The sequence below is a fragment of the Edwardsiella tarda ATCC 15947 = NBRC 105688 genome (assembly GCF_003113495.2).
Classification (GTDB): Bacteria; Pseudomonadota; Gammaproteobacteria; order Enterobacterales; family Enterobacteriaceae; genus Edwardsiella; species Edwardsiella tarda.
Window position 1 is genome coordinate 1,440,946 of sequence record NZ_CP084506.1, and the last position, 24,436, is coordinate 1,465,381.

General features: G+C 57.8%; 21 protein-coding genes and 1 pseudogene. 8 read left to right on the forward strand and 14 right to left on the reverse strand.

The features are described from left to right. Nucleotides 1-44 precede the first annotated feature (44 nt). Nucleotides 45-845 carry an HNH endonuclease gene (locus tag DCL27_RS06690; protein WP_035596604.1) on the forward strand — a complete coding sequence of 267 codons (801 nt, stop codon included), beginning with the start codon at nt 45-47 and terminating at the stop codon, nt 843-845. Nucleotides 846-863: 18 nt separating this feature from the next. On the opposite strand, the pseudogene DCL27_RS06695 reads toward DCL27_RS06690, so the two are convergent. From DCL27_RS06695 to ptsP, 5 genes and pseudogenes are all read right to left on the reverse strand, one after another. Further along, nucleotides 864-1,151, reverse strand: a pseudogene (locus DCL27_RS06695) (site-specific integrase); the annotation flags it as partial. Nucleotides 1,152-1,256: 105 nt separating this feature from the next. Beyond that, nucleotides 1,257-1,547, reverse strand: coding sequence for a hypothetical protein (locus DCL27_RS06700; protein ID WP_005287116.1), 291 nt, complete (start codon nt 1,545-1,547; stop codon nt 1,257-1,259). Nucleotides 1,548-1,918: 371 nt separating this feature from the next. Beyond that, nucleotides 1,919-2,554, reverse strand: a complete 636-nt coding sequence (locus DCL27_RS06705; RefSeq protein ID WP_035596607.1) for a hypothetical protein — start codon at nt 2,552-2,554, stop codon at nt 1,919-1,921. Between the two features lie 462 nt (nt 2,555-3,016). Further along, complete coding sequence (gene fsa, locus DCL27_RS06710; protein WP_035596610.1) at nt 3,017-3,679, reverse strand: fructose-6-phosphate aldolase; 663 nt, start codon at nt 3,677-3,679, stop codon at nt 3,017-3,019. Between the two features lie 10 nt (nt 3,680-3,689). Continuing rightward, nucleotides 3,690-6,191, reverse strand: coding sequence for a phosphoenolpyruvate--protein phosphotransferase (ptsP, locus tag DCL27_RS06715; protein ID WP_035596614.1), 2,502 nt, complete (start codon nt 6,189-6,191; stop codon nt 3,690-3,692). 310 nt (nt 6,192-6,501) lie between these two features. On the opposite strand from ptsP, the gene DCL27_RS06720 reads away from it, so the two are divergent. From DCL27_RS06720 to DCL27_RS06740, 5 genes are all read left to right on the forward strand, one after another. Next, nucleotides 6,502-7,581, forward strand: coding sequence for a PTS fructose transporter subunit EIIC (locus DCL27_RS06720; RefSeq protein WP_005287098.1), 1,080 nt, complete (start codon nt 6,502-6,504; stop codon nt 7,579-7,581). A gap of 14 nt (nt 7,582-7,595) precedes the next feature. Continuing rightward, a complete protein-coding gene (locus DCL27_RS06725) occupies nt 7,596-7,916 on the forward strand; it encodes a PTS fructose-like transporter subunit IIB (protein ID WP_005293916.1) in 321 nt (106 codons plus the stop codon). Nucleotides 7,917-8,029: 113 nt separating this feature from the next. Continuing rightward, entirely contained in the window at nt 8,030-10,327 is a 2,298-nt protein-coding gene (locus tag DCL27_RS06730) for a formate C-acetyltransferase (protein WP_035596617.1), read from the forward strand. Beyond that, nucleotides 10,293-11,171: a [formate-C-acetyltransferase]-activating enzyme gene (locus DCL27_RS06735; protein WP_035596620.1), complete on the forward strand. Its 879-nt coding sequence runs from the start codon at nt 10,293-10,295 to the stop codon at nt 11,169-11,171. Before DCL27_RS06730 ends, DCL27_RS06735 begins: the two co-directional genes overlap by 35 nt. Before the next feature lies 1 nt (nt 11,172). After that, nucleotides 11,173-11,529: a PTS fructose-like transporter subunit IIB gene (locus tag DCL27_RS06740; RefSeq protein WP_005287086.1), complete on the forward strand. Its 357-nt coding sequence runs from the start codon at nt 11,173-11,175 to the stop codon at nt 11,527-11,529. Here DCL27_RS06740 and DCL27_RS06745 read toward each other — a convergent pair. The 9 genes from DCL27_RS06745 to DCL27_RS06785 all read right to left on the reverse strand — a co-directional run bounded on the left by DCL27_RS06745 (nt 11,516) and on the right by DCL27_RS06785 (nt 21,869). Beyond that, entirely contained in the window at nt 11,516-12,376 is an 861-nt protein-coding gene (locus tag DCL27_RS06745) for a helix-turn-helix transcriptional regulator (protein ID WP_005287083.1), read from the reverse strand. The genes DCL27_RS06740 and DCL27_RS06745 overlap by 14 nt on opposite strands. 324 nt (nt 12,377-12,700) lie before the next feature. After that, entirely contained in the window at nt 12,701-13,030 is a 330-nt protein-coding gene (locus DCL27_RS06750; RefSeq protein WP_035597627.1) for a 5-methylcytosine restriction system specificity protein McrC, read from the reverse strand. Nucleotides 13,031-13,163: 133 nt separating this feature from the next. Further along, nucleotides 13,164-14,348, reverse strand: a complete 1,185-nt coding sequence (locus tag DCL27_RS06755) for an acetyl-CoA C-acetyltransferase (RefSeq protein ID WP_005293926.1) — start codon at nt 14,346-14,348, stop codon at nt 13,164-13,166. Nucleotides 14,349-14,381: 33 nt separating this feature from the next. Next, the gene (locus tag DCL27_RS06760; protein ID WP_035597630.1) at nt 14,382-15,704 is read right to left on the reverse strand and encodes a TIGR00366 family protein; all 1,323 of its coding nucleotides are present in this window, start codon (nt 15,702-15,704) and stop codon (nt 14,382-14,384) included. Then, a complete protein-coding gene (locus DCL27_RS06765; protein ID WP_035597632.1) occupies nt 15,701-16,351 on the reverse strand; it encodes a 3-oxoacid CoA-transferase subunit B in 651 nt (216 codons plus the stop codon). The genes DCL27_RS06760 and DCL27_RS06765 overlap by 4 nt, the downstream gene beginning before the upstream one ends. Next, nucleotides 16,351-17,013, reverse strand: a complete 663-nt coding sequence (atoD, locus tag DCL27_RS06770; protein ID WP_035597635.1) for an acetate CoA-transferase subunit alpha — start codon at nt 17,011-17,013, stop codon at nt 16,351-16,353. The genes DCL27_RS06765 and atoD overlap by 1 nt, the downstream gene beginning before the upstream one ends. 290 nt (nt 17,014-17,303) lie before the next feature. Continuing rightward, a complete protein-coding gene (atoC, locus tag DCL27_RS06775; RefSeq protein WP_005293931.1) occupies nt 17,304-18,686 on the reverse strand; it encodes an acetoacetate metabolism transcriptional regulator AtoC in 1,383 nt (460 codons plus the stop codon). Continuing rightward, entirely contained in the window at nt 18,683-20,509 is a 1,827-nt protein-coding gene (gene atoS, locus DCL27_RS06780) for a two-component system sensor histidine kinase AtoS (protein ID WP_071526334.1), read from the reverse strand. The genes atoC and atoS overlap by 4 nt, the downstream gene beginning before the upstream one ends. A gap of 313 nt (nt 20,510-20,822) precedes the next feature. Further along, nucleotides 20,823-21,869 (reverse strand): LysR family transcriptional regulator, encoded by a 1,047-nt coding sequence (locus DCL27_RS06785; protein WP_223931140.1) that lies wholly within the window; start codon nt 21,867-21,869, stop codon nt 20,823-20,825. 230 nt (nt 21,870-22,099) lie between these two features. Between DCL27_RS06785 and xapA the strand changes: the two genes are divergently transcribed. Further along, nucleotides 22,100-22,927, forward strand: a complete 828-nt coding sequence (xapA, locus tag DCL27_RS06790) for a xanthosine phosphorylase (RefSeq protein WP_228594489.1) — start codon at nt 22,100-22,102, stop codon at nt 22,925-22,927. Nucleotides 22,928-22,952: 25 nt separating this feature from the next. After that, nucleotides 22,953-24,212, forward strand: coding sequence for a NupC/NupG family nucleoside CNT transporter (locus tag DCL27_RS06795; protein ID WP_005287037.1), 1,260 nt, complete (start codon nt 22,953-22,955; stop codon nt 24,210-24,212). The last annotated feature ends 224 nt before the right edge of the window (nt 24,213-24,436 follow it).

The following is a 24,436-nucleotide window of genomic DNA, read 5'->3' on the forward strand; positions in this document are numbered from 1 at the left end:
GTTAAGCTGTCTATCCGACTTAGTTGGATATGTGAAGCTTTATTATGCCTTTCGCTGTAATCACCGAAAACGATGTTTCAAAATGGAGTGATAAAACTGGCTCCGTATACCATTTCCCTAAACGGTACCAGGTACTACTTTTGCCTGGAACGCAAGTTGTCTATTACAAAGGTAGGATAAAGGACAAATCCTATCAGTCACAAAGGCTATCAGATTTGCCTCACTACTTTGGTACTGCGCAAATCGGTAAAGTGTTTTCGGACAAAGATAGCCAAAAAGGTGATCTTTTTGCTTTGATTGAGGGGTTTAAACCCTTTTCGCAGGCAGTGCTCGCAAAGTTGGGTCATCAAGGTTACTACGAAACGATACCAACCTCTCGATCTGGGAATTACTGGCGAGATGGTGTCAGGGGTATCAGTCAAAATGACTATAACAGTATTGTAGCATCAGCGATTTATTCTTTAGAGGGTGATATAGAGCCATCTATTGAGCTAGAGCTTGGGGAGTACGAGTCTCTGTCTGAAGGGAAAAAAGACATGCGTTATGTTACTACGTATGAGCGGAAGTCTAAGCTACGGCAGCAAGCGATAGCCATTCATGGTACAACATGCTTTGGATGCAGTTTTAACTTCGGTCAATACTATGGTGCTGAGGCTGAAGGTTTCATCCACATTCACCATATTCACCCTTTGAGTGAGGGGGATGGTGAACAATTGATTGATCCGGCCTTAGATTTGATACCCTTATGCCCGAATTGTCACGCGATGATTCATATGAACAAAAAAAAGACACTCTCATTGGCTGAATTGAGAGCGTTGATTATGACTGCTGAGGCTCGTGAGTAGTATGTATTAGCGGATTAGTCACTGCCCATCTACCGTCGGAACGATCGGGATTTTTCGGTTATAACGAGCGGTTTGCTCTACGTTCTTATGACTAGAAATGGCCTGCTTCTCGTCGATGTTCCCTTTCAGGTCAGCGATCCCCTTAGCGTTCAGATCGTGAAAGGTGAAGTTAACGTCCAACTCGGGGTATCGCTCTTTGGCTGTTTTCTTTGCTTGGCGCCAACGACGGTTGAACCCGTCCCGCGTGTACTTATGACCAGAAGGCTGATGGATGACATATAGCGTGCTTTTAGCTGAGCTTAAGGGATGGGGACAAGAACCAGACCATTCACGCATCAAAATAATTCTGGACTGATAGCCGATCCGCGGTCGCTGACTCCGTGAATAAAGCCCCCGGAAAGGGGGCGGGGTTTAGTAATAATAGAAATACGGCTTGGTGCTATGAGGGAAGAGGATCCCGTCGGGATCGCTTCCTTTCATTATCCGTTTGATAGCGAGGAACTCTTGTGCCCGGCGTGGTCGGGTCATAAACAGACGTGTCCAGTCGGACGGGCAATGACAGGTGTTCCAGGCCGGCCAGAGTCCAGAGAGGCGATCGCGATAGTGCATCATCTTGCCGTCGAATCCAGGATAACCAACGTGGTAATGTGGTTTCGGTCGACCGTTCCGGTCACGATCTCTGCGTGTGTTAAAAACAGACATGGTAGGCTCCTATTTATAGATAGTTACCTCATAGGCCCTCCTTAGGTATTTTTTGCGCGTGCGCGGCGCTCCTGCATGCCTGGTCCATACCAGTAACGTTGGTGTCCACACATCCAGCAGGAACAGCGACACGGGGTTTTATAATGACGCCCCAGATGTTTTGGACAACCGTCGCCAACCGTATTGTCGTGTCGTCGTCTTTGTTTCATTCGACGCATATGGTGGCGTCTTTCTGCGCGAGTTCGAGCCATGGTGTTTCCTCATATTGAGCGCGGTCATTAACCGCGCGGCTATGAGGATTGCAGTTTTGTTGTTCAAGCTTCGTTCCCGTAGATGTTCAGTTTTTAGCGTTAAGTCGATCACCGCTAATCTTATCCGTATAGCGGAACGGGGGAAGGCACCTCAGAGACCCCGTTTCGCTCGCCGTGAGCAAGAAAATCCTGAATCGTTGCTTCAATTAGCGTCTGACTTAAAAGATCGGCCTCAACGATCACCCCCAAGCCAATTCCGAAAGTAAAACCCGGTAATATGCAGTAGCCACAGTAAACTGCTGGAGGCGTATCCCGAGCAATCTCCTGCGCTCGTTTCGCGATAAAATCATTGAAGGTTAATCCGTTAAATATCGAATAGGTTTGCTCTGCGCGAGGCGTCAATATATGGCCGATGGTTGTTCTGTGGCTGTAATCAAAAGGTTCGACTCTCTGCTCGCCAGCGGCCTCTAGCCGCAGCATGGCTTCATTGAATGCCGTTTCTTCTACGGCATCGCTAAAAGCGAAATTAGTGGTGATGATCTCTGCATTCCAGAAGACCGCCGGGTCATGACCGAGAAAAACAATATCACTCCAGAGCCAGTCCCCGCTGGCAACAGCTATTGCCCGATCGCATTCATCATAGAAGAGACCGCCCCAGCTTTCCCGCTCACGGTTGATAAGGGTTTTGACTTGGAGCGTTTTAGCACGACGCTTACGACGAGAGAGGAATGTGAATGGCGTATATTGGCGCTTCATGGTTATCTCTGCGAACTTCTCGCTGGGAGAAGTCCAGCCGGATAGGCTACGTGAAATCGCACCATAATAGAAGAGATTATTGCATCACCCGATGAGAGAGGCTGTAATCCGCCCGTAGTATTAGCTCCTCCTTAGCGAGTAATATCAGCTTAGTTACCATTAGTTTTTCTATTTACGGTGGTTGAAGCCATTACGGATATATCGGTGGCAGCAGGGCTAATATGCAGGGGAAATACCGCTTCCCTTCCGCTAGTCGGAGGCGGGTATCGGCTCGCGCGGGCGCGCCGTCACCGATCGCCCTAGATCTTTTGCCCGCCTCTCCAGCCGGATGACATTTCATCCGGCCGGATCTGATGTTTGTGCAGGGGGGATATTCCCTAAAGCGCGCACAGCGTGATGACAGCCGTATCTTGGATGTCCTGAACGGCGGATTGCATCAGGCGATCCCTCGCGTGCGCCGTCTTAAAGACTCAGGCTGCCAAAGGCATTCTCCCAGTCCTGTTCAAACTTCTCTGTCGCCGCGACTACCGCCGGAGTATCGAGCATTTGTTGCGCGACATCTAAAGGTAAGGTGATCGCTTGGCATCCGGCGAGTAAGCAATCGAGCGCTTGGCGTGGGGTCTTAAAACTGGCCGCGAGCACCTTGCAGGTTGGCGCGTGCTGCTCCAGTAAGCGTTGTAACTCTTGCACAGTACGAATACCGTCACCGCCTTGCGCGTCGATGCGGTTCACATAGGGCGCGACATATTTCGCCCCAGCCAGCGCCGCGAGCAGTCCCTGCGAGGCACTGTACACCGCAGTCCCCAGTGTGGTGATCCCCTCTTTTTTTAGCAGTTTGATTGCCGCTAAGCCCGCCGAGGTCACGGGGATCTTGACCACGATCCCCGGCATGACGTTGTGCAGCCGCTTGGCTTCTTCCACCATCCCCGCGCTATCGCGGCTCATGGTTTGGGCGAACAGCGTCCCCTCATCACCGATGGCTTGTTGTAACCTTGGCAATACCTCCCAGATGGACACCTTGCCGGCGGCTATGATGCTTGGATTTGTGGTGACGCCCGTAATCGGGAAGATACGTGATAGACGTTCGACCTCCGCCACGTTGGCGGTATCCAGATACAGTTCCATACTCTTTCCTTTATAGTTCCAGTTCATGTTGCAGCAGCGTGGCGATGGCGTCGGCGGAGGCGGCGTTAACCAGGGCGCTGCGGAATTCTTGGTGCATAATGCGGCGGGCGAGACGCGAGAAAATACGCATGTGTTGGTCGCCTGCGGCGTGTTTGTTGAGCGTTAACATGATGATGAACTGCGCCTCGTCCTCCCCCCAGCGTACCGGTGCCGCTAGGCGCGCCACACTGATGGTCGATTGTTCAATATGTTCGGATTTACTGTGTGGGATCGCGAAGCCGAAGCCTAGCCCGGTGGAGAAGACGGCTTCGCGCGCCCACAGGTCGGCCTCTAGCTTGCGCGGATAGCGGCAGCGGTTGGCCAGTAGGAGATTGTCCGTCATCCCTTTTATCACCTCCTCTTTGCTGCGCCAGTCGCTATCCAGCGTGATGCATTGGGCGGTGACCAGCGGCGCGTCCTGCTGGGCCATGCGGAACTGAGCCAAGAGATGCTCGACCTCGAGTGCGGTACGGCAGGCCATCGCCTGATCCAGCAGGTGACGGCAGGCGCGGCTATCGAGTCGCGCCATCCGTGCTTTAGCGCTGGGGATTGAGGGGGCGCTCATGCTGATCTCGTCCAGCCCCAGTCCGAGCAGTAACGGCAGGACCGACCCTTTTGCGCCGAGCTCGCCGCATAGGCCGATCCACTTACCCTGGCGATGCACCGCCTGCACGGCGAAATCCAGCGCGCGCAGGAAAGCCGGATTCAGACTGTTATAGTGCCGGGTGACCTTGGCGTTGTCGCGATCGACCGCCAGCAGATACTGCGTCAGATCATTACTGCCGATACTAAAGAAATCAATTTCTTCGCAGCATTGATCGATGATGAACATCACCGAGGGAACCTCCAGCATGATGCCGAGCGGGATCCGTTCATCAAACGGAACATGTTCATGCCGTAGCTGCTGTTTAGCCTCTGCCAGCCGCTCTTTCACCCACAAAATTTCCTCCATAGAGGAGATCATCGGGATCATGATCTTCAGGCTACCATGGGCAGAGGCGCGGAGGATGGCGCGCAACTGCGTGGTGAATAACGCGGCGTACTCCTCATAGATACGCACAGCACGGTAGCCGAGAAATGGGTTCGCTTCGGCAGGAATGTTCAGGTAATCAACGGGTTTATCGCCCCCAATATCCATGGTGCGAATAATGATGCTGCGCCCCTGCGCGGACGCCAATGCCTGACAAAAGAGGTGGTACAACTCGCTCTCATCGGGGGCGCAGGCGCGGTCCATATAGAGCATTTCTGTGCGAAACAGACCCACGGCCTCGGCACCGTTAGCAAACGCCGCCGCTGCCTCTACGGGGTGGGCAATATTGGCGGCAATCTCCAGGCGAATACCGTCAGCCGAGCGAGCCTCCCGCGTCAACCAGATGCGTTGCTGTTCGCGCAGCGCAGCGTGGAGTCGAGCCTCCTGCTGATAGTAGCGGCTGACCGATTCATCGGGCGCGACGATAATCGCGCCCGCGTTGCCGTCGAGGTAAACCGTCTGATGCAGCCACGCCGCTAACTGTTCCGTCTCCACTCCAACCAGCGTCGGAATATTGAAGGAGCGGGCAAGAATGACCGTGTGTGAAGTGGTGCCGCCGCTTTTTAACAACAGGCCCTTGAGGAGGGTTTTGTCGAGCTCAAGGAACTGGCTGGGCGTGAGCTCATCCGCCATACAGATCGCGGGTTGCGTGAGTTGACCCGGTGCCGGGAAACGCTGTGCGCCATAAATTTGCTGTAGGAGCTGGCAAGCGATATCACGGACATCCAGCGCGCGCTCCTGTAGATACTGGCTAGGGGAGCGGGCGAATGTGTCGCCGAAGTGGCGGGCGCTTTCGACGATCGCCTGGGCGCAGCTTAACCCGCGTGAAACGCCGGCCATCAAGTGCTGACGGAGGGAGGTGTCTCCCACCAGCGAACGATGAGCCTCCAGAATGGTACGGGCGGAGCCGTCGCTGTCGAGTAAACGGAATTCGATATTCTTCATTAACAGCGTTAAGCCGTTATCCAGTGCGGACTGTTCGCTGTCGACATCCTTGGCCGTCGGGAGGGGACCCAGCGCGTTGAGATCCAGCGCGGCGAGCCGTGTCAGAACACCACTCGCGCTACCCGAACAGACGCTACACGCGCGAAAAAATTGTGGGTTGAGATTCGTCAATGAGACAGGAAGCGGCGCCAGTTCGCTATTTTTGACTTCAGCCAGTGGGGCATCACAACGCGGAAACTCATCGCGTAGCCACTGACTAAGGCGCTGGTGGGCCGCCTGTTCGTCGGCGCCAGAGATGGATAACCGGCAGCTATCGCCGCGCAGGGTGTCGGTGCCAATGAGGGCGAGTGCGCTTTTAGCGTTCCCTTTACGATCGGTACGCAGGTTATGCCACTCCATGTGCGAGTGGAAGGTATTACACAGTGTCTCAACCAAGCTTGCTGGCCGCGCATGTACCCCATTGGGTAGCTCACAAGTAAATTCCACAATTAAAGCCATCGCCTCTCTCCCATAACGGTTCTCTCGTTACAGAATAAAAGGGGATGGCTGGGGCATGCCATGTGACAAATCTGCCAAACACTGGACAAATGTAATATAACCATCAAAGTGAGATACCCCTCACAAGTTAATCTGCAGCCATTAATTTCCGATAATTGCTAAGTTATGAGACGGGTCTCATTTTCTTATTGATATTACAAAAATCCAGTAAATGGCCTTTTTGTCCACTGTCTGCGTCGTGGTGGATTGCCTATTATTTGCCGCAACCCCCCATCATTGATGTTGGCTTTAACCAGCCCAGGAGCGACTTATGAAAGAGTTGATGCAGATCCTGAGAAACACCCGTCAGCACCTGATGACCGGTGTTTCGCATATGATCCCCTTCGTGGTGGCTGGCGGAATTTTGCTGGCGATCTCCGTGATGCTGTATGGCAAGGGCGCGGTACCCGATGCGGCAACGGATCCTAATCTCAAGAGGCTTTTTGATATCGGTGTCGCGGGACTGACGTTGATGGTTCCTTTTCTCGCGGCCTATATCGGTTACTCCATTGCCGAGCGATCTGCGCTGGCGCCGTGTGCGATCGGCGCATGGGTCGGCAACAGCTTTGGCGCCGGATTCTTTGGCGCGCTGATCGCCGGGATGATCGGTGGCATTGTGGTGTACTATCTGAAGAAGATCCCGGTGCATAAGGTGTTGCGCTCGGTGATGCCTATCTTCGTCATTCCTATCGTGGGAACATTTATTACCGCCGGCATCATGATGTGGGGGCTGGGTGAACCCGTGGGCGCGTTGACCACCAGCCTAACCGCCTGGCTGCAGGGGATGCAGCAGGGCAGCATTGTGGTACTGGCCATCATTTTAGGACTGATGCTGGCCTTCGATATGGGGGGGCCGGTTAATAAGGTCGCTTATGCCTTCATGCTGATTTGTGTGTCGCAAGGCATTTATACCGTCGTGGCCATTGCCGCCGTGGGCATCTGTGTTCCGCCACTGGGATTAGGGCTAGCGACGCTGATTGGCCGTAAGAACTTTTCCTCAGAGGAGCGTGAGGCCGGTAAAGCCGCGCTGGTGATGGGGTGTGTGGGCGTCACCGAGGGTGCGATCCCGTTTGCCGCCGCCGATCCGTTGCGGGTGATCCCTTCCATCATGCTCGGTTCTGCCTGCGGTGCGGTAACGGCCGCCCTGGTGGGGGCGCAGTGTTATGCCGGTTGGGGGGGCTTAATCGTGCTCCCGGTAGTGGAAGGCAAGCTGGGGTATGTCGCGGCGGTCGCCATTGGCGCGGTGGTGACGGCGCTCTGTGTTAACGTGCTGAAAAGTCTGGCGCGTAAAAAAGAGCCTCAGATTAATGAGAAAGAAGATGATCTGGATTTAGATTTTGAAATTAATTAAATGAGGAATGAGCCATGACTAAGATTATTGCAGTGACCGCATGTCCTTCGGGGGTGGCGCACACCTATATGGCGGCCGAGGCGTTGGAAAGCGCGGCCAAAGCCAAAGGCTGGGAGGTTAAAGTGGAGACGCAGGGCTCGATTGGCCTGGAAAACGAACTGACCGCGCGCGATGTGGCGGAGGCTGATATAGTGATTTTAACTAAGGATATCGGCATCAAATTTGAGGAGCGTTTTACCGGTAAAACGGTCGTTCGCGTCAATATCAGCGATGCGGTCAAACGTGCCGACGCGATTATGAACAAGATCGGCGCGCATCTGTCGCAAACGGCTTAACGTTAACATATTCGATGGCGTCAGCTTAGCGAGTCTATGAGGCGAAAGCGTGTAGGCTCGATAAGACATTCATGGCGCCATCCGGCAATCAGTCGGCCCACCAGGGATTCCTCATGAGTAATCGCATCCAACGTTTAAAAAATGCGCTATTTCAAAACCCGCGTGAAATCTCACTTGAGCGCGCGTGCTTGTATACCGCGAGCCATCGGCAGACAGAGGGCGAGCCCGCCATTTTGCGTCGGGCGAAAGCGACCGCCTATATCCTCGATCAGGTTGAGATTTCGATTCGCGATGATGAGCTGATCGCCGGCAATCGCACCGTTAAGCCACGGGCGGGCATTATGTCGCCGGAGATGGATCCCTACTGGCTGCTGAACGAGTTGGATCAGTTCCCGACGCGTCCGCAGGATCGTTTTGCCATCAGTGACGCCGATAAGCGCCTCTATCGCGAGGTGTTGTTCCCGTACTGGGAAAAGCGCTCGATGAAGGACTTCATCAACGGGCAGATGACCGATGAGGTGAAGGCCGCGATCAGCACCCAGATTTTTAGTATTAACCAGACAGATAAAGGGCAGGGGCATATCATCATTGATTATCCCCGCCTCGTGGATCAGGGGCTGGGGGCGCTGGTAGCGCAGATGCGGCAATACTGCCAGCAGCAGCCGGATAACCCCTTTTATCAGGCCGCGCTGTTGCTGCTTGAGGCCTCACAGCGTCACATTCTGCGTTACGCCGTGCTCGCCGAGGCGATGGCGGAAAACTGCACGGATGCCTCGCGTCGTCAGGAGTTGCTCGCCATCGCCGCCAACTCCCGCCACACGATGCAGCACAAGCCACAGACCTTTTGGCAGGCCTGCCAGTTATTCTGGTACATGAACATCATTTTGCAGTATGAATCGAACGCCAGCTCGCTCTCGCTGGGGCGTTTCGATCAGTATATGTTGCCGTTCTACCAGGCCTCACTGACTCAGGGGGAGCCCCCGGCATTCTTACAAGAGATCCTGGAATCGCTGTGGGTGAAATGCAATGACATCGTTCTATTGCGCTCCACCAGTAGCGCGCGTTATTTCGCGGGTTTCCCAACAGGATATACCGCACTGTTGGGTGGGTTGACAGCGAACGGGCGTAGCGCGGTCAATGCGCTTTCGTTCCTCTGCCTTGACGCGTATCAGCACGTACAACTGCCGCAGCCGAATCTGGGTGTGCGTATCAACACGCTGATTGATACTCCTTTCTTGATGAAAACGGCGGAGACCATTCGCCTCGGTACGGGTATTCCACAAATCTTTAATGATGAGGTCGTGGTGCCCGCCTTTCTGAACCGCGGCGTGTCGCTGGAGGATGCGCGGGATTACGCCGTGGTCGGTTGCGTGGAGTTGTCGATTCCGGGTCGAACGTATGGTTTGCACGATATCGCCATGTTCAACTTGCTAAAAGTGATGGAAATTAGCCTGTATGAGAACGAAGGCAATCATGCATTGACCTACGCGGGCCTGCTGGCACATATTCGCGCCAAAATTAGCCATTTCATCAGGCTGATGGTGGAGGGCAGCAATATCTGCGATATCGGCCATCGCGACTGGGCCCCGGTACCGCTACTCTCTTCGTTTATCAGCGATTGCTTGGATAAAGGTCGTGACATTACCGACGGCGGGGCACGCTATAACTTCTCCGGTGTACAGGGGATTGGCATCGCTAACTTGTGCGACTCCCTGCACGCCTTAAACGGGATGGTCTTTGAACAACAGCGCCTAAGTTTTGACGAACTGTTGTCGGTATTAAAGGGTAACTTTGCCACGCCGGAAGGGCAAAAGGTGCGCGCCAGGTTGATCAATCGTTTCGAAAAGTATGGCAACGATATTGATAGCGTGGATAACATCAGCGCTGAACTGCTGCGCCATTACTGTAAAGAGGTGGAGAAATACCAGAATCCGCGTGGTGGGTCATTCACCCCAGGTTCATACACCGTGTCCGCACACGTGCCGCTGGGATCCGTGGTAGGGGCCACACCGGATGGTCGTTTGGCCGGCGAGCAGCTGGCGGACGGCGGTCTGTCGCCGATGCTCGGTCAGGATAGAGAGGGGCCAACGGCGGTGCTGAAATCGGTAAGCAAGCTGGACAACACACTCCTGTCAAACGGCACCTTGCTAAACGTGAAGTTTACCCCGGCGACGCTCGAAGGGGAGGGGGGATTGCGCAAGCTGGCGGACTTCCTGCGCGCCTTTACTCAACTTAAGCTACAGCACATCCAGTTTAATGTGGTGAATGCCGAGACATTGCGCGAGGCGCAGCGGCGTCCACACGATTTCGCCGGACTGGTGGTGCGCGTGGCGGGGTACAGCGCCTTCTTTGTCGAGCTGTCGAAGGAGATTCAGGATGACATCATTCGTCGCACCGCGCATCAGCTGTGAGGTTAGCGCGCCGTGTAGCGATGAGGTCGCGCGCATCTTCAACATTCAGCGTTACTCGCTGAATGATGGGCAAGGTATCCGTACGGTCGTCTTTTTTAAGGGCTGCCCGCACACGTGCCCGTGGTGCGCGAATCCTGAGTCGCTCTCTCCGCGTCGTGAGACGGTGCGGCGGGAGAGTCAATGCCTGCACTGTACGCCGTGCCTGCGTGATGTCGATGCGTGCCCCTCCGGGGCGTTTACGCAGATCGGACGTGATATCACGCTGGATGAGCTGGAACGCGAGGTGCTGAAAGATGATATCTTCTTTCGTGCCTCCGGCGGCGGTGTCACCCTCTCCGGTGGCGAGGTGTTGATGCAGGCCGCGTTCGCCGGCCAGTTTTTACGGCGCTTGCAGCGACTCGGCATCCATTGCGCCGTCGAAACCGCCGGAGACGCCCCGATCAGCCGCCTGTTACCGCTGGCACAAGCGTGCGATGAGGTGTTGTTTGATCTCAAAATAATGAATGCGTCTCAGGCGCGCGAGGTGGTGAATATGAACCAGCCGCGGGTGCTGGAAAATTTGCGCGTGCTAGTCCGGGAAGGCATCAACGTCATCCCACGTTTGCCGTTAATTCCGGGCTATACGCTCACGACAGAGAACATGAGACAAGCGTTGACGCTGCTGACATCACTCGGCATCCAACAGGTACATCTATTACCGTTTCATCGGTATGGCGAAGCAAAATATCGCTTGCTGGGGCGGGAGTGGGCGATGGCGGCGGTCCCTGAGCCATCGGCCTCAGTGCTGGCGCAGGCGCGTGAAATGGCGGAGCGCGCGGGTTTTCAGGTAACCCTAGGAGGTTAACATGGCGATCGCACCGGTACGACATCTGGTGGCGGTGACCGCTTGCGTGAGTGGCGTCGCACATACTTATATGGCCGCGGAGCGGTTGGAGAAGCTGTGTCAGCAGGAGAAGTGGAGCGTTAAGATTGAGACTCAGGGCGCACTCGGCATCGAGAATCCGTTAACACCAGAGGAGATCAGCCGCGCAGATGGGGTGATACTACTCACCGATATTGAGCTGGTGGGGGCGGATCGTTTCACCCACTGCGGCTATGTCCGATCAGGTATCAGCGCTTTTCTGCGGGAACCTCAGCGGGTGATGGGCGCCGTGCGTAAACTCCTTGCGGCGCCGCACCAGACCCACCTTATTCTGGAGTGACCGCTTTTTCTGTCAGTTGGCTGTGATACTGGCGACGGTACTCTGACGGTGACCGCTCGGTATTTTTGCGAAACAGGCGGCAGAAGTAGTTGCTGTCAACAAAGCCGCAGGTGTGCGCGACCTCCTTCACCTTCAGGTCATATCCCTTCAGCAGCGCCTTGGCATGCTCTAGGCGCGTGGCGTTCAGGTATTCGTTGAAGCCGATGGATCCTACTTTCTGAAACAAGTGAGATAGATAGTTAGGTGAAACATAAAATACCTGTGCGACCGACTCTCGGGTGAGCGGCAAGGGGTAATTTTCGTCGATATAGTCGCGAATAGCCTCAAATAGCGCCTGACTACGCGATGCCGTCTGGATCTGGCTGCCTAGCAGATCACGGCAATGGCTCAACAGGCTGGCGACAATGAGCCTGGCGGTTTGTTGCTCCTGAGGCTGCATCTGCATCTCATTAAGCGTATGTAGCAGGAACGAACCGATGCGCGGCCCACGTCGGGCGACATGCTGTTTCGTCATATTTTGATGCCGATGGCCATCCCAGTGCACAACGCTGAAACCGAGCTGCTGCTTGCCGAATAAGATACTGAGCGTCGTGACTGGCGTTTGCCATTGCGGGAAGTTCCAATTCCCCGAGGGAATATACAGGACATCGCCCGCGGCCAGCGGCGCGTCAGCCTCGACGAGGCTGCGATCAAAAAATTCGCCCTCCAACACGATCTCCAACCGTGGGAAATTGACCCGGTAAGCCAACTCCGGCGTCGCTCCGTTGGTGTTGGCAAAATAGATCTGGTGCAGTGGCGTGGGGCCGTGAATAAGGCGGGAGAGCAGATGGCTGATGTCGTGATACATGTTAATCCTTTACTTCGCGCAGACAGGGAAACAGTAACGTTGGTTATCGGAAAAGGCCACCTTAAAAGAGTCGTTTATGCTGTATTTATAGATAGCTGAGGGTGGGTTTCATTTTAACTTATTGATTTGTTTTTAATTTAATATAAACAATCTGGTCGTGGTGTCGTGGTGTCGTGGTGTCGTGGTGTCGTGGTGTCGTGGTGTCGTGGTGTCGTGCGGATCGGCGCAGGGAAAGACGCCAGGGCGGGTACGGTTGTCCACACCCTCAGGGCGGCCTCTCTCCCTCGCGTCAACGAGGCGGGAGAGAAACTCTTATCCCTCAAATCAATACGACTTGGCGCAAGCTTGATACAACCGGCTCGCCTCCGGTAACGCCAGGCGAGGATTAACCTTATCGATGACAAAAGGGACCATCCATAAACGTAAAGGCTGTTTACCTGGCGTAGGGAACGCAAAGTGCTGCGCGATCGGGGCAAAATTGGCATGTGCCGGGTACACCAGGAACATCTCCCGCACAGTAATCTGCTGATCAAAATAATGATGACCATAGGCAAACATCTGATAGAAATCGCTCTGTTGTAGCGCATATTGATCAGAGCCATTGGCCAAGATGGGGTCAAGCAGTTTCCACTTGGTATCCAGGACGGCGATCACCGGCTGCGGCGATGGCGGACTGGACCGTGCCCGCGCGGGGTGGGCGCCTAGGCAAAAGTGTGCCGGCTGCCTGGACACGGGGCGGGGAGGTCGGGCAGGCCTATGGGCGCGTCGACGCGCGCCCGGTTTGGTTTTAGTTGATCCTCTCCACGATCAGGGCGATCCCTTGGCCGCCGCCGATGCACAGCGTCGCCAGCCCCAGGGTTTTATCCCGGGCGGAGAGCGCGTGCAGCAGGGTGACCAGGATCCGGGCGCCGCTGGCGCCGATGGGGTGACCCAGCGCGATGGCGCCGCCGTTGACGTTCACCCTCTCGGCATCCAGCCCCAGCGTCTTGCCGACGGCCAGGAACTGCGCGGCAAAGGCTTCGTTGGCCTCAATCAGATCGATGTCGGCCATCTGCAGCCCACACTGGCGCAATGCCTTCTGGGTGGCGGGGACCGGTCCCATCCCCATCAGCGCCGGTGCGACGCCCGCGCTGGCATAGCCCTTAATCCGCGCCAGCGGCGTCAGTCCCGCCGTCCGGGCGGCGCTTTCCTCCATCACCACCAGCGCCGCCGCGCCGTCGTTGATCCCCGAAGCGTTGCCGGCGGTGACGCTGCCAGCCTTATCGAACGCCGGGCGCAGGGTGGAAAGCCCTTCTGCCGTGGAGTCGGTTTTGGGGAATTCGTCGCGCTCAAAGAGGGTGGTTTTTTTACGCGATGTCACGCTGACCGGGACGATCTCGGCCTGAAACGCGCCGCGTTGGAGGGCGCTGGCCGCCTTTTGTTGGGAGTGCAGGGCCAGCGCGTCCTGCATCTCACGGCTGATGCCGTATTCGCGGGCGATGTTTTCGGCGGTGATCCCCATCGGGTAGCCGTGGGTGGCGCACAGCAGACCATCCTGCAGGATGACGTCGGTCAGCGTGCCGTCGCCGAGGCGGTAGCCCCAGCGCGCCTTTGCACTCAGCAGGTACGGCGCCTGACTCATGTTTTCCATGCCGCCGGCGACCAGCGCCTGCGCCTGGCCCGCCTGAATGGCCTGGGCGGCCAGCGCCACGCTTTTAAGCCCCGATCCGCAGACTTTGTTGACGGTAAAACCGCAGACCGCCTCGCTGAGGCCAGCCCGTAGCAGCGCCTGACGCGCCGGGTTTTGCCCCAGACCGGCCTGTAGCACGTTGCCCATGATCACCTCATCCACCCGCTGCGGGTCGAGGCGGGCACGTTCCAGGGCGGCCCTGATGACCGTGGCGCCCAGATCGACGGCGCCCATGGCTGACAAGGCACCGTTGAAGCTGCCAATGGCGGTACGTACCGCGCTGACGATGACACAATTTTTCATCTTCTTTTCCTTCAAAAAGGGGAGAGGGCGCGGTCAGAACAGGGTCAGACCGATGACAAAAATGATCCCGGAGAACAGCAGGGCGGTGATGCAGTAGCCCATGATGTCGCGGACCCCGAGCCCGGCGATGGCCAGGGCGGGGAGCGCCCAGAAGGGCTGCGCCATGTTCATCCACTGCTCACCGTAGGCGATGGCCATCACCGATTTACCGAGATCGGCCCCCAGGGTTTGCGCGGCGGGTAGGACGAACGGCCCCTGAATGACCCAGTGGCCGCCGCCGGACGGTACGGCAAAGTTGATCAGCGCAGAGCTGAAGAAGGTCATCAGCGGGAAGGTGTCCTTATTGGCCACGTTGATGAAGAACTCGGTGATCAGGCCACCGAGGCCGGAGTGCTCCATCATCAGCTGGATCCCGGCATAGAACGGGAACTGAGTCAGAATGCCGGCGGTGCTACGCGCGGCGGCGCTGATGGCGCGCATATAGGCCATCGGCGTTTTGTGCAGCAGCAGACCGGCGATCATAAACATCATGTTGACGGTGTTGATGGTGATGTTGAAGCCCTTTTCGACGAAGTAGATCCCCAGATAGGCGATGCCCAGCGCGCCGATGATCAGTGCCAGCGTCCGGCTCTCTTCCAGCTTCTCCGACGGGGGAGCATCGGCCGGTAATCTTTTTTGGAAATCGGCCTCCTCCTGCAGCAGGGCCGGATCGATGCTGACGACCTCCGACGGCCTGGGGGTCATCAGGCGGGTAATAAAGGGCATCACCACGATCAGGGCGAGGGTGATAAATAGGTTAAAGCCGGTGAAGAGGGTATCGCTGACCGGGATTAACCCGGCGATATGCTCCACCGGGTTACCCGGCGTGGCCGCCAGCAGGGGCATTGAGCCGGAAAACCCGCCGCCCCAGGTCAGGAAGCCGATGTAGGCGCAGGCGATCAGCAGTGGGTAGTCGGAACCCGGCACGCGCCGGGCGACCTCGCGGGCAAACATCGCTCCCACCACCAGCCCAAATCCCCAGTTGATGACGCAGGCGACGGAGCCAAAAAAGGTCACCAGCATCACGCCCTGGGCGGGAGTCTTGGCGGCCGACGCGGCGGTGCGCAGCAGGCTTTTCACCGGGGCGGAGCTCGCCAGCGCATGGCCCGTCACGATGATCAGCGCCATCTGCATGCCGAACGCCAGCAGGTTCCAGAAGCCGTCACCCCAGAAGCGCACCATGGTCAGCGGCGTTTGCGGCGTCAGCCACAGTGCGACGCCGAAAGTCAGCAGGGTTAGCAGCATGGCGAAAATCAGCGGATCGGGCAGCCAGCGGCTGACGAAGCGGGCCATAAAGCGTGAGATGCGGCCAATCATGCGTCACCTCGCATGATCAGCAGATCGGCAGCGACGTCAAAATGGGCCTCGGTCTTCGCGCGCAGGGTGGTCAGATCGCACCCTGCGGCGAGTTCGGTCAGCCACATTTTGCCGTCCGTAAAGCGGAATACCGCCAGTTCGGTAACCAGCACATGCACTGCATGGCGGGCGGTGAGGGGCATGGTGCAGCGGCGGAGAATTTTGGCCGATCCATCCTTGGCGCAGTGTTCCATCGCGATGATCACTCTGCGTGCCCCGGTGACCAGATCCATCGCTCCCCCCATGCCCGGCACCATTTTGCCGGGAACTACCCAGTTGGCGAGGTTGGCCTGTTCATCGACCTGCAGTCCGCCCAGTACGCAGGCGTCCACGTGGCCGCCGCGGATCAGGGCGAACGATAGCGCGCTGTCGAACATGGCTGCGCCCGGCAGGATCCCACAGGGCTGTCCCCCGGCGTTCACCAGGTCGGGGTGGGTAGTGGTGATCGGCCCCAGTCCCAGGAATCCGTTTTCCGATTGCAGGGTGATGTGGATGCCCTGCGGCAGATGGTTGGCGACCATTGTCGGCAGGCCAATGCCCAGATTGACGATGTCGCCATCGTGCAGCTCTCGCGCCACGCGGCGCGCAATACGCTGTTTCGCATCCATTATTTATTCTCCTGAGGTAGGATGATATGGTCGATGACCGCGCCGGGCGTAACGATGTGGTCGGGCAGCAGCGCGCCGGTCTCCACCAGTTCGTCCGGCTCAGCCAGGGTGATGTCGGCGGCGAGAGCAATCAGCGGGTTAAAGTTGCGGGCGCTGAGCTGATAGGTCAGGTTACCCAGGGGGTCGGCATGATGGGCGCGGATCAGCGCCAGATCGGCGCGCAACGGGCGCTCCAGCAGCCAGGTTTTTCCGTCGAGCTCTAGGGTTTGTTTGCCCTCGGCGACGACGGTGCCGACGCCGGTGGGGGTCAGGAAACCGCCGAGTCCGGCGCCGCCGCAGCGGATCTGTTCAATCAGGGTGCCCTGTGGAACCAGCTGAACCGCCATCTCCCCGGCAATCATGCGCCGCCCGGTTTCCGGGTTGGTGCCGATGTGGGAGGCGATGACACGGCTGACCCGCCCGTTGACGATCAGTGGGCCGATGCCCGTATCGACAAAGGCGGTATCGTTGGCGATCAGGGTCAGGTCCCTGACGCCGGACTCCAGCAGGGCCGAAATCAGGCGGGGTGGACTGCCTACGCCCATAAAACCGCCCACCATAATGGTCATGCCGTCGCGAAACAGTGTGGCGGCACTCTGTAAGGTAATTAGTTTGGTTTTCATTATTGTTCCCTGTTGCTTACACGAATGTGAGTACGAACAGGGAATAGCAAGCCGAATGCCAGAGTGGCCGGAGGAGAGAATTATTGAATATCTTATTGAATAATATGAATTATGTTTGATGCCGCCGCGCGGCGGTGAGCAGGCGTACTGTGCAGCGCTTTGCGCACTGTGCAAAATTCTGCATAGCAGATTCTGGTCGTGCTCGGTGCGCCGTCGCTATGGGCGGCGCCTAGGGCGAGTTCCGTAACGGGTCGTGAGCGTCGACGCCGCGCACGGTTACGGGTCACGTCCTAGCTCCCGGCCGGATCGATGCCGTACTCCTGCAGTTTGTACATCAGGGCGCGGCGGCTGATGCCTAGCATGAGGGCGGTGCGGGTGCGGTTTCCCTCCTGCTGCTCGAGCACTTCGCTGATGATGCGCCGCTCCTCGCGCTTGATCTCCTCTTTCAGATTGCGCTCGCCGGGCGGGGGAGTGTTGGTACTGCCGCCGCTGACGGGTCGCTGCAGCGGGGTCGGCAGATCGTCGGCAAAAATGACTGCGCCGGTGCTCATCACCACCGCGCGCTCAATGACGTTGGAGAGCTCGCGGATATTGCCCGGCCAGGGCCAGGCGTTGAGCAGCGACATGGCGGCAGGATCGATCTCAATCATATCGCGCTGATTCTCTGCGCTGAATTTTTGTAAGAAATGGTTGGCGAGCAGGGCGATATCCTGTCGCCGTTCGCGCAGTGGTGGCAACTGTAGATGAATGACGTTCAGGCGATAAAAGAGATCGTTACGGAAGCTTCCCTCGCGCACCATTGCCTGCAAATCTCGGTTGGTGGCGGCCACGATGCGGATATCTACCCGAATGGTTTGGTGTCCCCCGACGCGCTCGAACTCCCTTTCCTGCAGGATCCGCAGCAGCTTGGCCTGCAACAGCGGCGGCATTTCGCCGATTTCATCCAGCAGTAGGGTTCCCCGGTGGGCGCGCTCAAACAGGCCCTGGCGCAGGGCCTGTGCGCCGGTGAATGCGCCCTTCTCATGGCCGAACAGCTCGCTTTCCAGCAGCGACTCCGGCAGGGCGGCGCAGTTGATCTTGATAAACGGGCCGTTTGCCCGGCGCGAGCCGTAGTGAATGGCGCGGGCAATCAGCTCTTTGCCGGTTCCACTCTCTCCGCTGATCAGTACGTTGGCTTGCGAAAGGGCAATTTTCGCGGTGTCTTTGCAAATCTCCATCATGTGCGGGCTGTTGGTCAGGATATGCCCCCACTGCCAGCTGGTGCTCAGGGCCTGATGCAGGCTGCGGATCTCCTGCTTCATCGCTTGCAGCTGCAGCGCGCGTTGGATCAATAAGTTCAGTTCATCCAGATCGAAGGGTTTGATCACATAATCGAATGCGCCGCTGCGCAGCGCCTCGATGGCGGTCTCTACCTCGGCGTAGGCGGTCATCAGAATGACGGGGGTGCGTGGACGCCGGGTGCGCATGATTTTCAGGGCATCGATCCCGTTCATGGTCGGCATGCGGATATCCATCAGCACCACGTCCGGCGGTGTGTCAGTAAAGCGTTGCAGCGCTTCGGCACCGTGGCTGGCGGTGAGTGTTTCATGTCCCTGGAGCGTCAACGCGGTGGTGAGCATGCGACGCACGTTATCTTCGTCATCCACGATGAGAATACGGTAGCGGGCTTTCATTCTGCTGGGCTCTCCGGTGGATTGAGCGGTAATGTGAGGGTAAAGGTCGAACCGCCTCCTGGCGTGCTGACCACGTCAATATCCCCCGAGTGGGCGTTGATGATGCGCTGGCTCAGCGCCAGCCCCAGGCCGGTCCCCGAGGCCTTGGTGGTGAAGAAGGGATCGAAGATTTTTTTCTGTAGCGCGATATCGATACCGCAGCCGCTGTCTTCTATCGTCACCGTCTGCTGTGTGGGAGTGCGTTGTTGGGTACGTATGCGAATCTCGCCACGCGCGCTGATGGCCTGCACGGCATTGATTAAGATGTTCAGTAGCACCTGCTTGATCAGCTCGCGATCGGCCACGATCGCCGGCAGTGTCCTATCTAGCTCACAGTGGAAGGTGATCCGCGCCTGAACCCCGGAGGTTTGCACCAGGATCAGCGCCTCTTCGATCAGCGCATTGAGCGACACCCGCTGCCACTGGCTTTGCCGCGGCCGGGAAAAGTCGAGCAGCTGCTGAATAACTTTATTAATAGAGTCAATCTCTTTTAGTACCACGGACAGGTACTCTTGATGTGCAGGCAAGGTAGTCTGTTGGCGGATGATCTGCACGTAGCCGCGGATGGCAGTCAGCGGATTGCGCACCTCATGGGCGACGCCGGCCATCAACTCGCCCAGCGTGGCAAGCCTTTCGGTTTGTGCCAGGCGGCGCTGGGCCTCTTTGCGAGCGGTCAGGTCGGAAAAAATCACCAGTGCTCCCATTAGTTCGCCATGGGGATTGTGGATGCGGCTGGTGGTGACGCTGAGCTCAATGGTTCGATGACGCGCCGGGAAGCTGACCTCTTGCGCCAGGTGTGCGGTACCGTGCGCCAGGGTATCCAGCACCGGACTGGCGAAATGAGAATCGGAGAACAGGGCGGCGTAGGGCTGCCCGACCAGCTCATCCAGCGTATAGCCGGTAATGGCCTCTGCCGCGGGATTGATGGTGGTGACCGCGCCCAGCCTGTCGATGGCGATTACTCCGTCGGCGGCGTTTTCAATAATCAGATCGTTAAGGGTCTTGGTCTCACGCAGCGTTTGCGCCAGCGCGTTGACACTGCGGCTGATTTGCCCCAGTTCGCCGGGCAGCTCGGGGAGCGGCGCCGACGTTTTATGCGTCAGCGTCGAGAGCCCCTCGGTGATGATGTCGATATTGGCGCTGAAACGCCGTGAAAAGAGGACGATCAGCAGCAGGCTACACAGCAGGCCCGCCGCCAGCACCGCCATGATGCGCAGATCCATTTGCCTGGCTTGGCGGTGAATATCCTGCGTCAACTCATTGGCCCAGATATAGCCCGTCACTTCACCGCCTCGCCGAATGGGGCGCATTGAGTTGAGAATATCGCCGCGCACCTGGCGGCCGGAAAAGACGAGCGGCGTATCACTGCGCATCACTTCGCGTCCAGGGTGGTCGGCGGCAATGGTCACGCCGACGTTGCTTTGATACAGCGCGAAAGGAGCATAGGTAATAATCGCATCCAGCGTTTTGCTGTAGTAGCCCGCGCCGATGCCGGGAAACGCCTGGGTGATGCGCTCGGTGATGGGGCTGAGCTCGGCATTCAGCGCCCGGATACGTTCAGCGCGCGGCAGCGCCGCGAAATGGTCTAGGCGTTCGCCCAGCGCCTGGTCGAGCAGTTGGACGATGGCGGCCAGCTTTTTCTCTTTTTCGGCCAGCACCGCGGAGCGCCCCTCGATCTCGACGATATAGCCAATCGACAACGTCGGCACGATGACCATCAGGATCGCCATGAGTATCATTTGATTACGTAATCGTCGTGGGTATAACCCTCTTAGAAAGCGCATGCAGGTATCCCGGTGGTTCGGCGCAGATAACCCTGATTATCGGCGTTTGCGCCGGCGGTTTCTCAGCGGCGCATCATGTTCCGGCAAGGGCGGCGTCTCATTGTGAAGGGTCGCGTGACGGTAGGCAGAGAAGGGGCGCCCGCCGGCCTCTAGGGATTGCTGGGCGCCGAATCAAGTCTCTGTGTGATGGCTATCAGATGCTTAGGGTGGGGCCATTACACTAGAGCGTGTGCCGTAACGGGTCGTGAGCGTTGACGCCGCGCACAGTTACGGGAAATGCCTTAGGTGGCAATCGTTAGATCGCGTCCCGGCGTTACCCCTCATTGATAAGCTCATCCATGGTGTCGATGACATGTCGCAGCGCCGTTGCCGCGGGGGGCGCCTCGTCGGTGGAGGCGTAGAGCACGCAGAGGTCGGCGGGAATGGCTTGTTGGAGGCGGATAAAACGCACATGGGGCCACTTCTGGCGGCTGTAGCTGGCCGGTACCAGCGCCACCTGCTGACTGGTGGCTACCACCGCCATCAGTGTGTTGGGTTCGACCACCTCCTGATTGAGCCGGGGGTAGAAGCCCTCCATCAGGCAAGAGTTGATGATGAGGTTGGTCGAGGCGGAGTTGGTGCGACTCATCAATACGAAGGCTTCCCCCGCGAGCTCGGTCAAGGAGACGCGCTTGCGATCGCGTAGGGGATGTTCGTCCGATACTACTACTATCATCGACTCGCGATAGAGGCTCTCGGCCAATAGTGGGTGAATATTGATGGTGTCGGCGAAGCGGGCCAGGCCGAGATCGATCTCCCTGCTGAGCAGCGCCTGCTTTTGCCGTTCTGGAGAGAGCTCGGTAAAGCTGATCTGCAACTCGGGGTAGCGTTGATGGCACTGACGGATCACCTCACCAAAGCCGGCCCAGAAAACGGTGCTGATCAGCCCGATGCGGATCTGGTTGCGCTCTCTGCGCCCCGCCTGTACCACCCGGTTGAGGCTACTCTCCAGCATGTCGAACAACAGGGTGCATTCGGTCAGCAGCAGATGGCCGGTCGGGGTGAGGCTTACTTGGCGGGTATGGCGATCGAACAGCGCTACGCCCAGCAGGGATTCGAGCTCCCGGATCTGGGCGCTAAGCGGCGACTTGGAGACATTGAGCCGCTCGGCGGCTCGGCTGAAGTGGCCGTGGCTGGCCACCGCGTGAAAGTAGCGTAACATCTTGAGGGAGACGCGATCGCGCCAGTGGTTGTCGAGGGACAATGGACGGATCTCCTGCTCTCGTGGATGGGAGACGCCGGTGCGATCCCGGTCAAAGATCACAGCGCCGAGGGCGCCGGTTTGCGGATCGGTGCGCGGGCGATTCCCGCGCTGCCTCACACCGTTGCCTGCATTTTTTACTTAAGTTTTTCTGCAATCTGGGGATAAATGGCCGCCAAACGGCACCCATCAACCTGACCTTAGCGTGTCAATCCCATTTTCGGCCGCTCTCCGTGGCTTTATTGTGCCGAAAATCGGGATAGTTAGACCGATTTTAGCGATTTTTATCTGCCAGTACCTCTCCTAGAGTGAGCTCAACGTCTCATTTACACCCTCAAGAGGTATAGCGTATGCCACACGATCCGGTTCTCAACGCCGTCGCCACCATTCTCGCACACAAACCCGGCTTTGCCCCCCGCGCGGCCATGATCCTCGGCTCCGGCCTCGGCGTGTTAGCCGATGCGCTAGAGGAGAAGGTCGTCATCCCCTACGAGGCGTTGGATGGCTTCCCGGTCAGTACCGTCGTTGGACATAGCGGCGAACTGGCCCTAGGTAAGCTGCACGGGGTGGAGGTGATCTGCATGAAGGGGCGCGGCCATTACTACGAACACGAAACCATGAAGGTGATGACCACCCCGGTGCGCACCTTTAAACGCCTCGGCTGCGAGTTACTGCTAGTGACCAATGCCGCCGGCTCTTTGCGGCCGGAGCGTATCGGCGTCGGTTCGCTGGTCATTTTTAATGATCATATCAATACCATGCCGGGCACTCCGATGACTGGCGCTAACGACGAGGCCTACGGTCCGCGCTTTTTCAGCCTGGCTAACGCCTATGATAAGACCTTACGCGACGAGGCCTTGGCCCTGGCCGAACGAGAGGGGATTGCCGTCAACCAGGGCGTGTTCGTCTCCTACAGTGGCCCCTGCTTCGAGACCGCCGCCGAGATCCGCATGATGCAGCGCATGGGCGGTGACGTGGTCGGCATGTCGGTGGTGCCCGAGGTGGTGAGCGCTGCCCATTGCGGTTTAGCGGTATTGGCCATCTGCGCCATCACCAACATGGCGGAGGGGCTCGGCGACGTGCAGCTTTCCCATGAGCAGACCCTCAGGTGCGCCAAACTGGCGGAAACGGATTTTATTCGCCTCATCGATGCGTTTATCCGCCACCACTTCCAGTAGGTAGAGCAAGACAAGGAGGCCAGTTATGTTTGCAGCAGGATTTCTCGGTATTGCGGCGTTAATCCTCATCGCCGTGCTCGCATCGACCAACCGCCGGGCCATTCGCTTGCGTACGGTGGGACTGGCCCTGCTCTTGCAGGTCGCCATCGGTGCCCTAGTGCTGTACGTGCCGTTGGGGCGGCGGGCGCTGGAGGGGATGGCGCATGGCGTCGAGGTGGTGTTATCAAGCGGCAAGTCGGGTATTCACTTCCTGTTTGGCAACCTGGTCAACTTCTCGGTAGAGGGCATCGGCTTTGTCTTTGCCCTGAATGTGTTGCCGCTGGTGGTCTTCTTCTCGGCACTGATTGCCGTGCTCTACTACCTGGGCGTCATGCAAATGGTGATCCGTTTCATCGGCGGTGCCATGGCTCGCCTGCTCGGCACCTCCCAGACCGAATCCATGTCGGCGGTGGCCAATGTCTTCGTCGGTCAGAGCGAGGCGCCGTTGGTGGTAAAGCCCTATATGCCCAAAATGAGCGACTCTGAGTTTTTCGCGGTGATGTGTGGCGGCATGGCCTCGGTCTCGGGTACCGTGCTGGCGGGTTACGCCATGATGGGCGTGAACATGCAATATCTGCTGGCCGCTTCCTTTATGGCGGCGCCGGGCGGGCTGCTGTTTGCCAAGCTGATCGTTCCCGAGACCACGCAGCCGAACTATGTCTTCGACAACAGCATTCAGTTTGATGGACATAAGCCTGAGAACCTGCTGGCAGCGGCGGGCGAGGGGGCCAGTAGCGGCCTCAAGCTGGCGGCCGCTATCGGCGCCATGCTGATCGCGATGATCGGCTTGGTGACGCTGGTCAACACGCTGCTGGCGGGGGCGGGAGAGATGATGGGTATGCCGCTCTCGCTTGAGCTGATCCTCGGCTGGATCTTCTCGCCGCTCGCGTTCCTGCTCGGCGTACCCTTGGCGGACATCGGTATCGCCGGGGCCATGATCGGCAAGAAGCTGGTGGTGAACGAGTTTGTGGCCTACAGCGATTTCGCCCCCTATCTTAAGGAGAGCAGTGTGGTGAGCGCGGCCGGCCTGCAGGTGCTGGAGGAGAAATCCAAGGTGATCATCAGTTTTGCCCTATGCGGCTTTGCCAACCTGGCCTCCATGGGGATCCTGATCGGCGGCCTCGGCACGCTTTGCCCCTCCCGCTCCGCCTTTATCGCCCGTTACGGTCTACGAACCGTGCTGGCCGCCACCTGCTCCAACTTGATGAGTGCCGTCATCGCCGGCATCTTCTTCTCCTTAAGCTAGGCGCGCCATCCTGGACTTTGGGGCGCCTCGTCGCCCCTGTTTATCCACCAGCGGCGGCGGTGGCCAGGGCCGCGGTAGCATGGAGCGCCGCGCCCCTGCATGGGGTCGAGGTCAGCCTTGTTGAACATCCAGCTAGAAGGTGACGGAGCTACAATTGACGAGGATTTTGTTGTCAGTGCGCCAGTTGGGGATTCTGAATTTATGCTTGGTTACGGGACGACCCG

Excerpts from the sequence above, each read along its gene's own strand:
- fsa (WP_035596610.1), bottom strand. The coding sequence starts at position 3,679 with ATGGAACTGTATCTGGATACCGCCAACGTGGCGGAGGTCGAACGTCTA.
- atoC (WP_005293931.1), bottom strand. The coding sequence starts at position 18,686 with ATGAAAGCCCGCTACCGTATTCTCATCGTGGATGACGAAGATAACGTG.
- atoS (WP_071526334.1), bottom strand. The coding sequence starts at position 20,509 with ATGCGCTTTCTAAGAGGGTTATACCCACGACGATTACGTAATCAAATG.
- DCL27_RS06720 (WP_005287098.1), top strand. The coding sequence starts at position 6,502 with ATGAAAGAGTTGATGCAGATCCTGAGAAACACCCGTCAGCACCTGATG.
- DCL27_RS06795 (WP_005287037.1), top strand. The coding sequence starts at position 22,953 with ATGTTTGCAGCAGGATTTCTCGGTATTGCGGCGTTAATCCTCATCGCC.
- atoD (WP_035597635.1), bottom strand. The coding sequence starts at position 17,013 with ATGAAAACCAAACTAATTACCTTACAGAGTGCCGCCACACTGTTTCGC.
- DCL27_RS06745 (WP_005287083.1), bottom strand. The coding sequence starts at position 12,376 with ATGTATCACGACATCAGCCATCTGCTCTCCCGCCTTATTCACGGCCCC.
- DCL27_RS06755 (WP_005293926.1), bottom strand. The coding sequence starts at position 14,348 with ATGAAAAATTGTGTCATCGTCAGCGCGGTACGTACCGCCATTGGCAGC.
- DCL27_RS06705 (WP_035596607.1), bottom strand. The coding sequence starts at position 2,554 with ATGAAGCGCCAATATACGCCATTCACATTCCTCTCTCGTCGTAAGCGT.
- DCL27_RS06730 (WP_035596617.1), top strand. The coding sequence starts at position 8,030 with ATGAGTAATCGCATCCAACGTTTAAAAAATGCGCTATTTCAAAACCCG.
- DCL27_RS06735 (WP_035596620.1), top strand. The coding sequence starts at position 10,293 with ATGACATCATTCGTCGCACCGCGCATCAGCTGTGAGGTTAGCGCGCCG.
- DCL27_RS06690 (WP_035596604.1), top strand. The coding sequence starts at position 45 with ATGCCTTTCGCTGTAATCACCGAAAACGATGTTTCAAAATGGAGTGAT.
- DCL27_RS06765 (WP_035597632.1), bottom strand. The coding sequence starts at position 16,351 with ATGGATGCGAAACAGCGTATTGCGCGCCGCGTGGCGCGAGAGCTGCAC.
- DCL27_RS06740 (WP_005287086.1), top strand. The coding sequence starts at position 11,173 with ATGGCGATCGCACCGGTACGACATCTGGTGGCGGTGACCGCTTGCGTG.
- DCL27_RS06725 (WP_005293916.1), top strand. The coding sequence starts at position 7,596 with ATGACTAAGATTATTGCAGTGACCGCATGTCCTTCGGGGGTGGCGCAC.
- ptsP (WP_035596614.1), bottom strand. The coding sequence starts at position 6,191 with ATGGCTTTAATTGTGGAATTTACTTGTGAGCTACCCAATGGGGTACAT.
- DCL27_RS06760 (WP_035597630.1), bottom strand. The coding sequence starts at position 15,704 with ATGATTGGCCGCATCTCACGCTTTATGGCCCGCTTCGTCAGCCGCTGG.
- xapA (WP_228594489.1), top strand. The coding sequence starts at position 22,100 with ATGCCACACGATCCGGTTCTCAACGCCGTCGCCACCATTCTCGCACAC.
- DCL27_RS06700 (WP_005287116.1), bottom strand. The coding sequence starts at position 1,547 with ATGTCTGTTTTTAACACACGCAGAGATCGTGACCGGAACGGTCGACCG.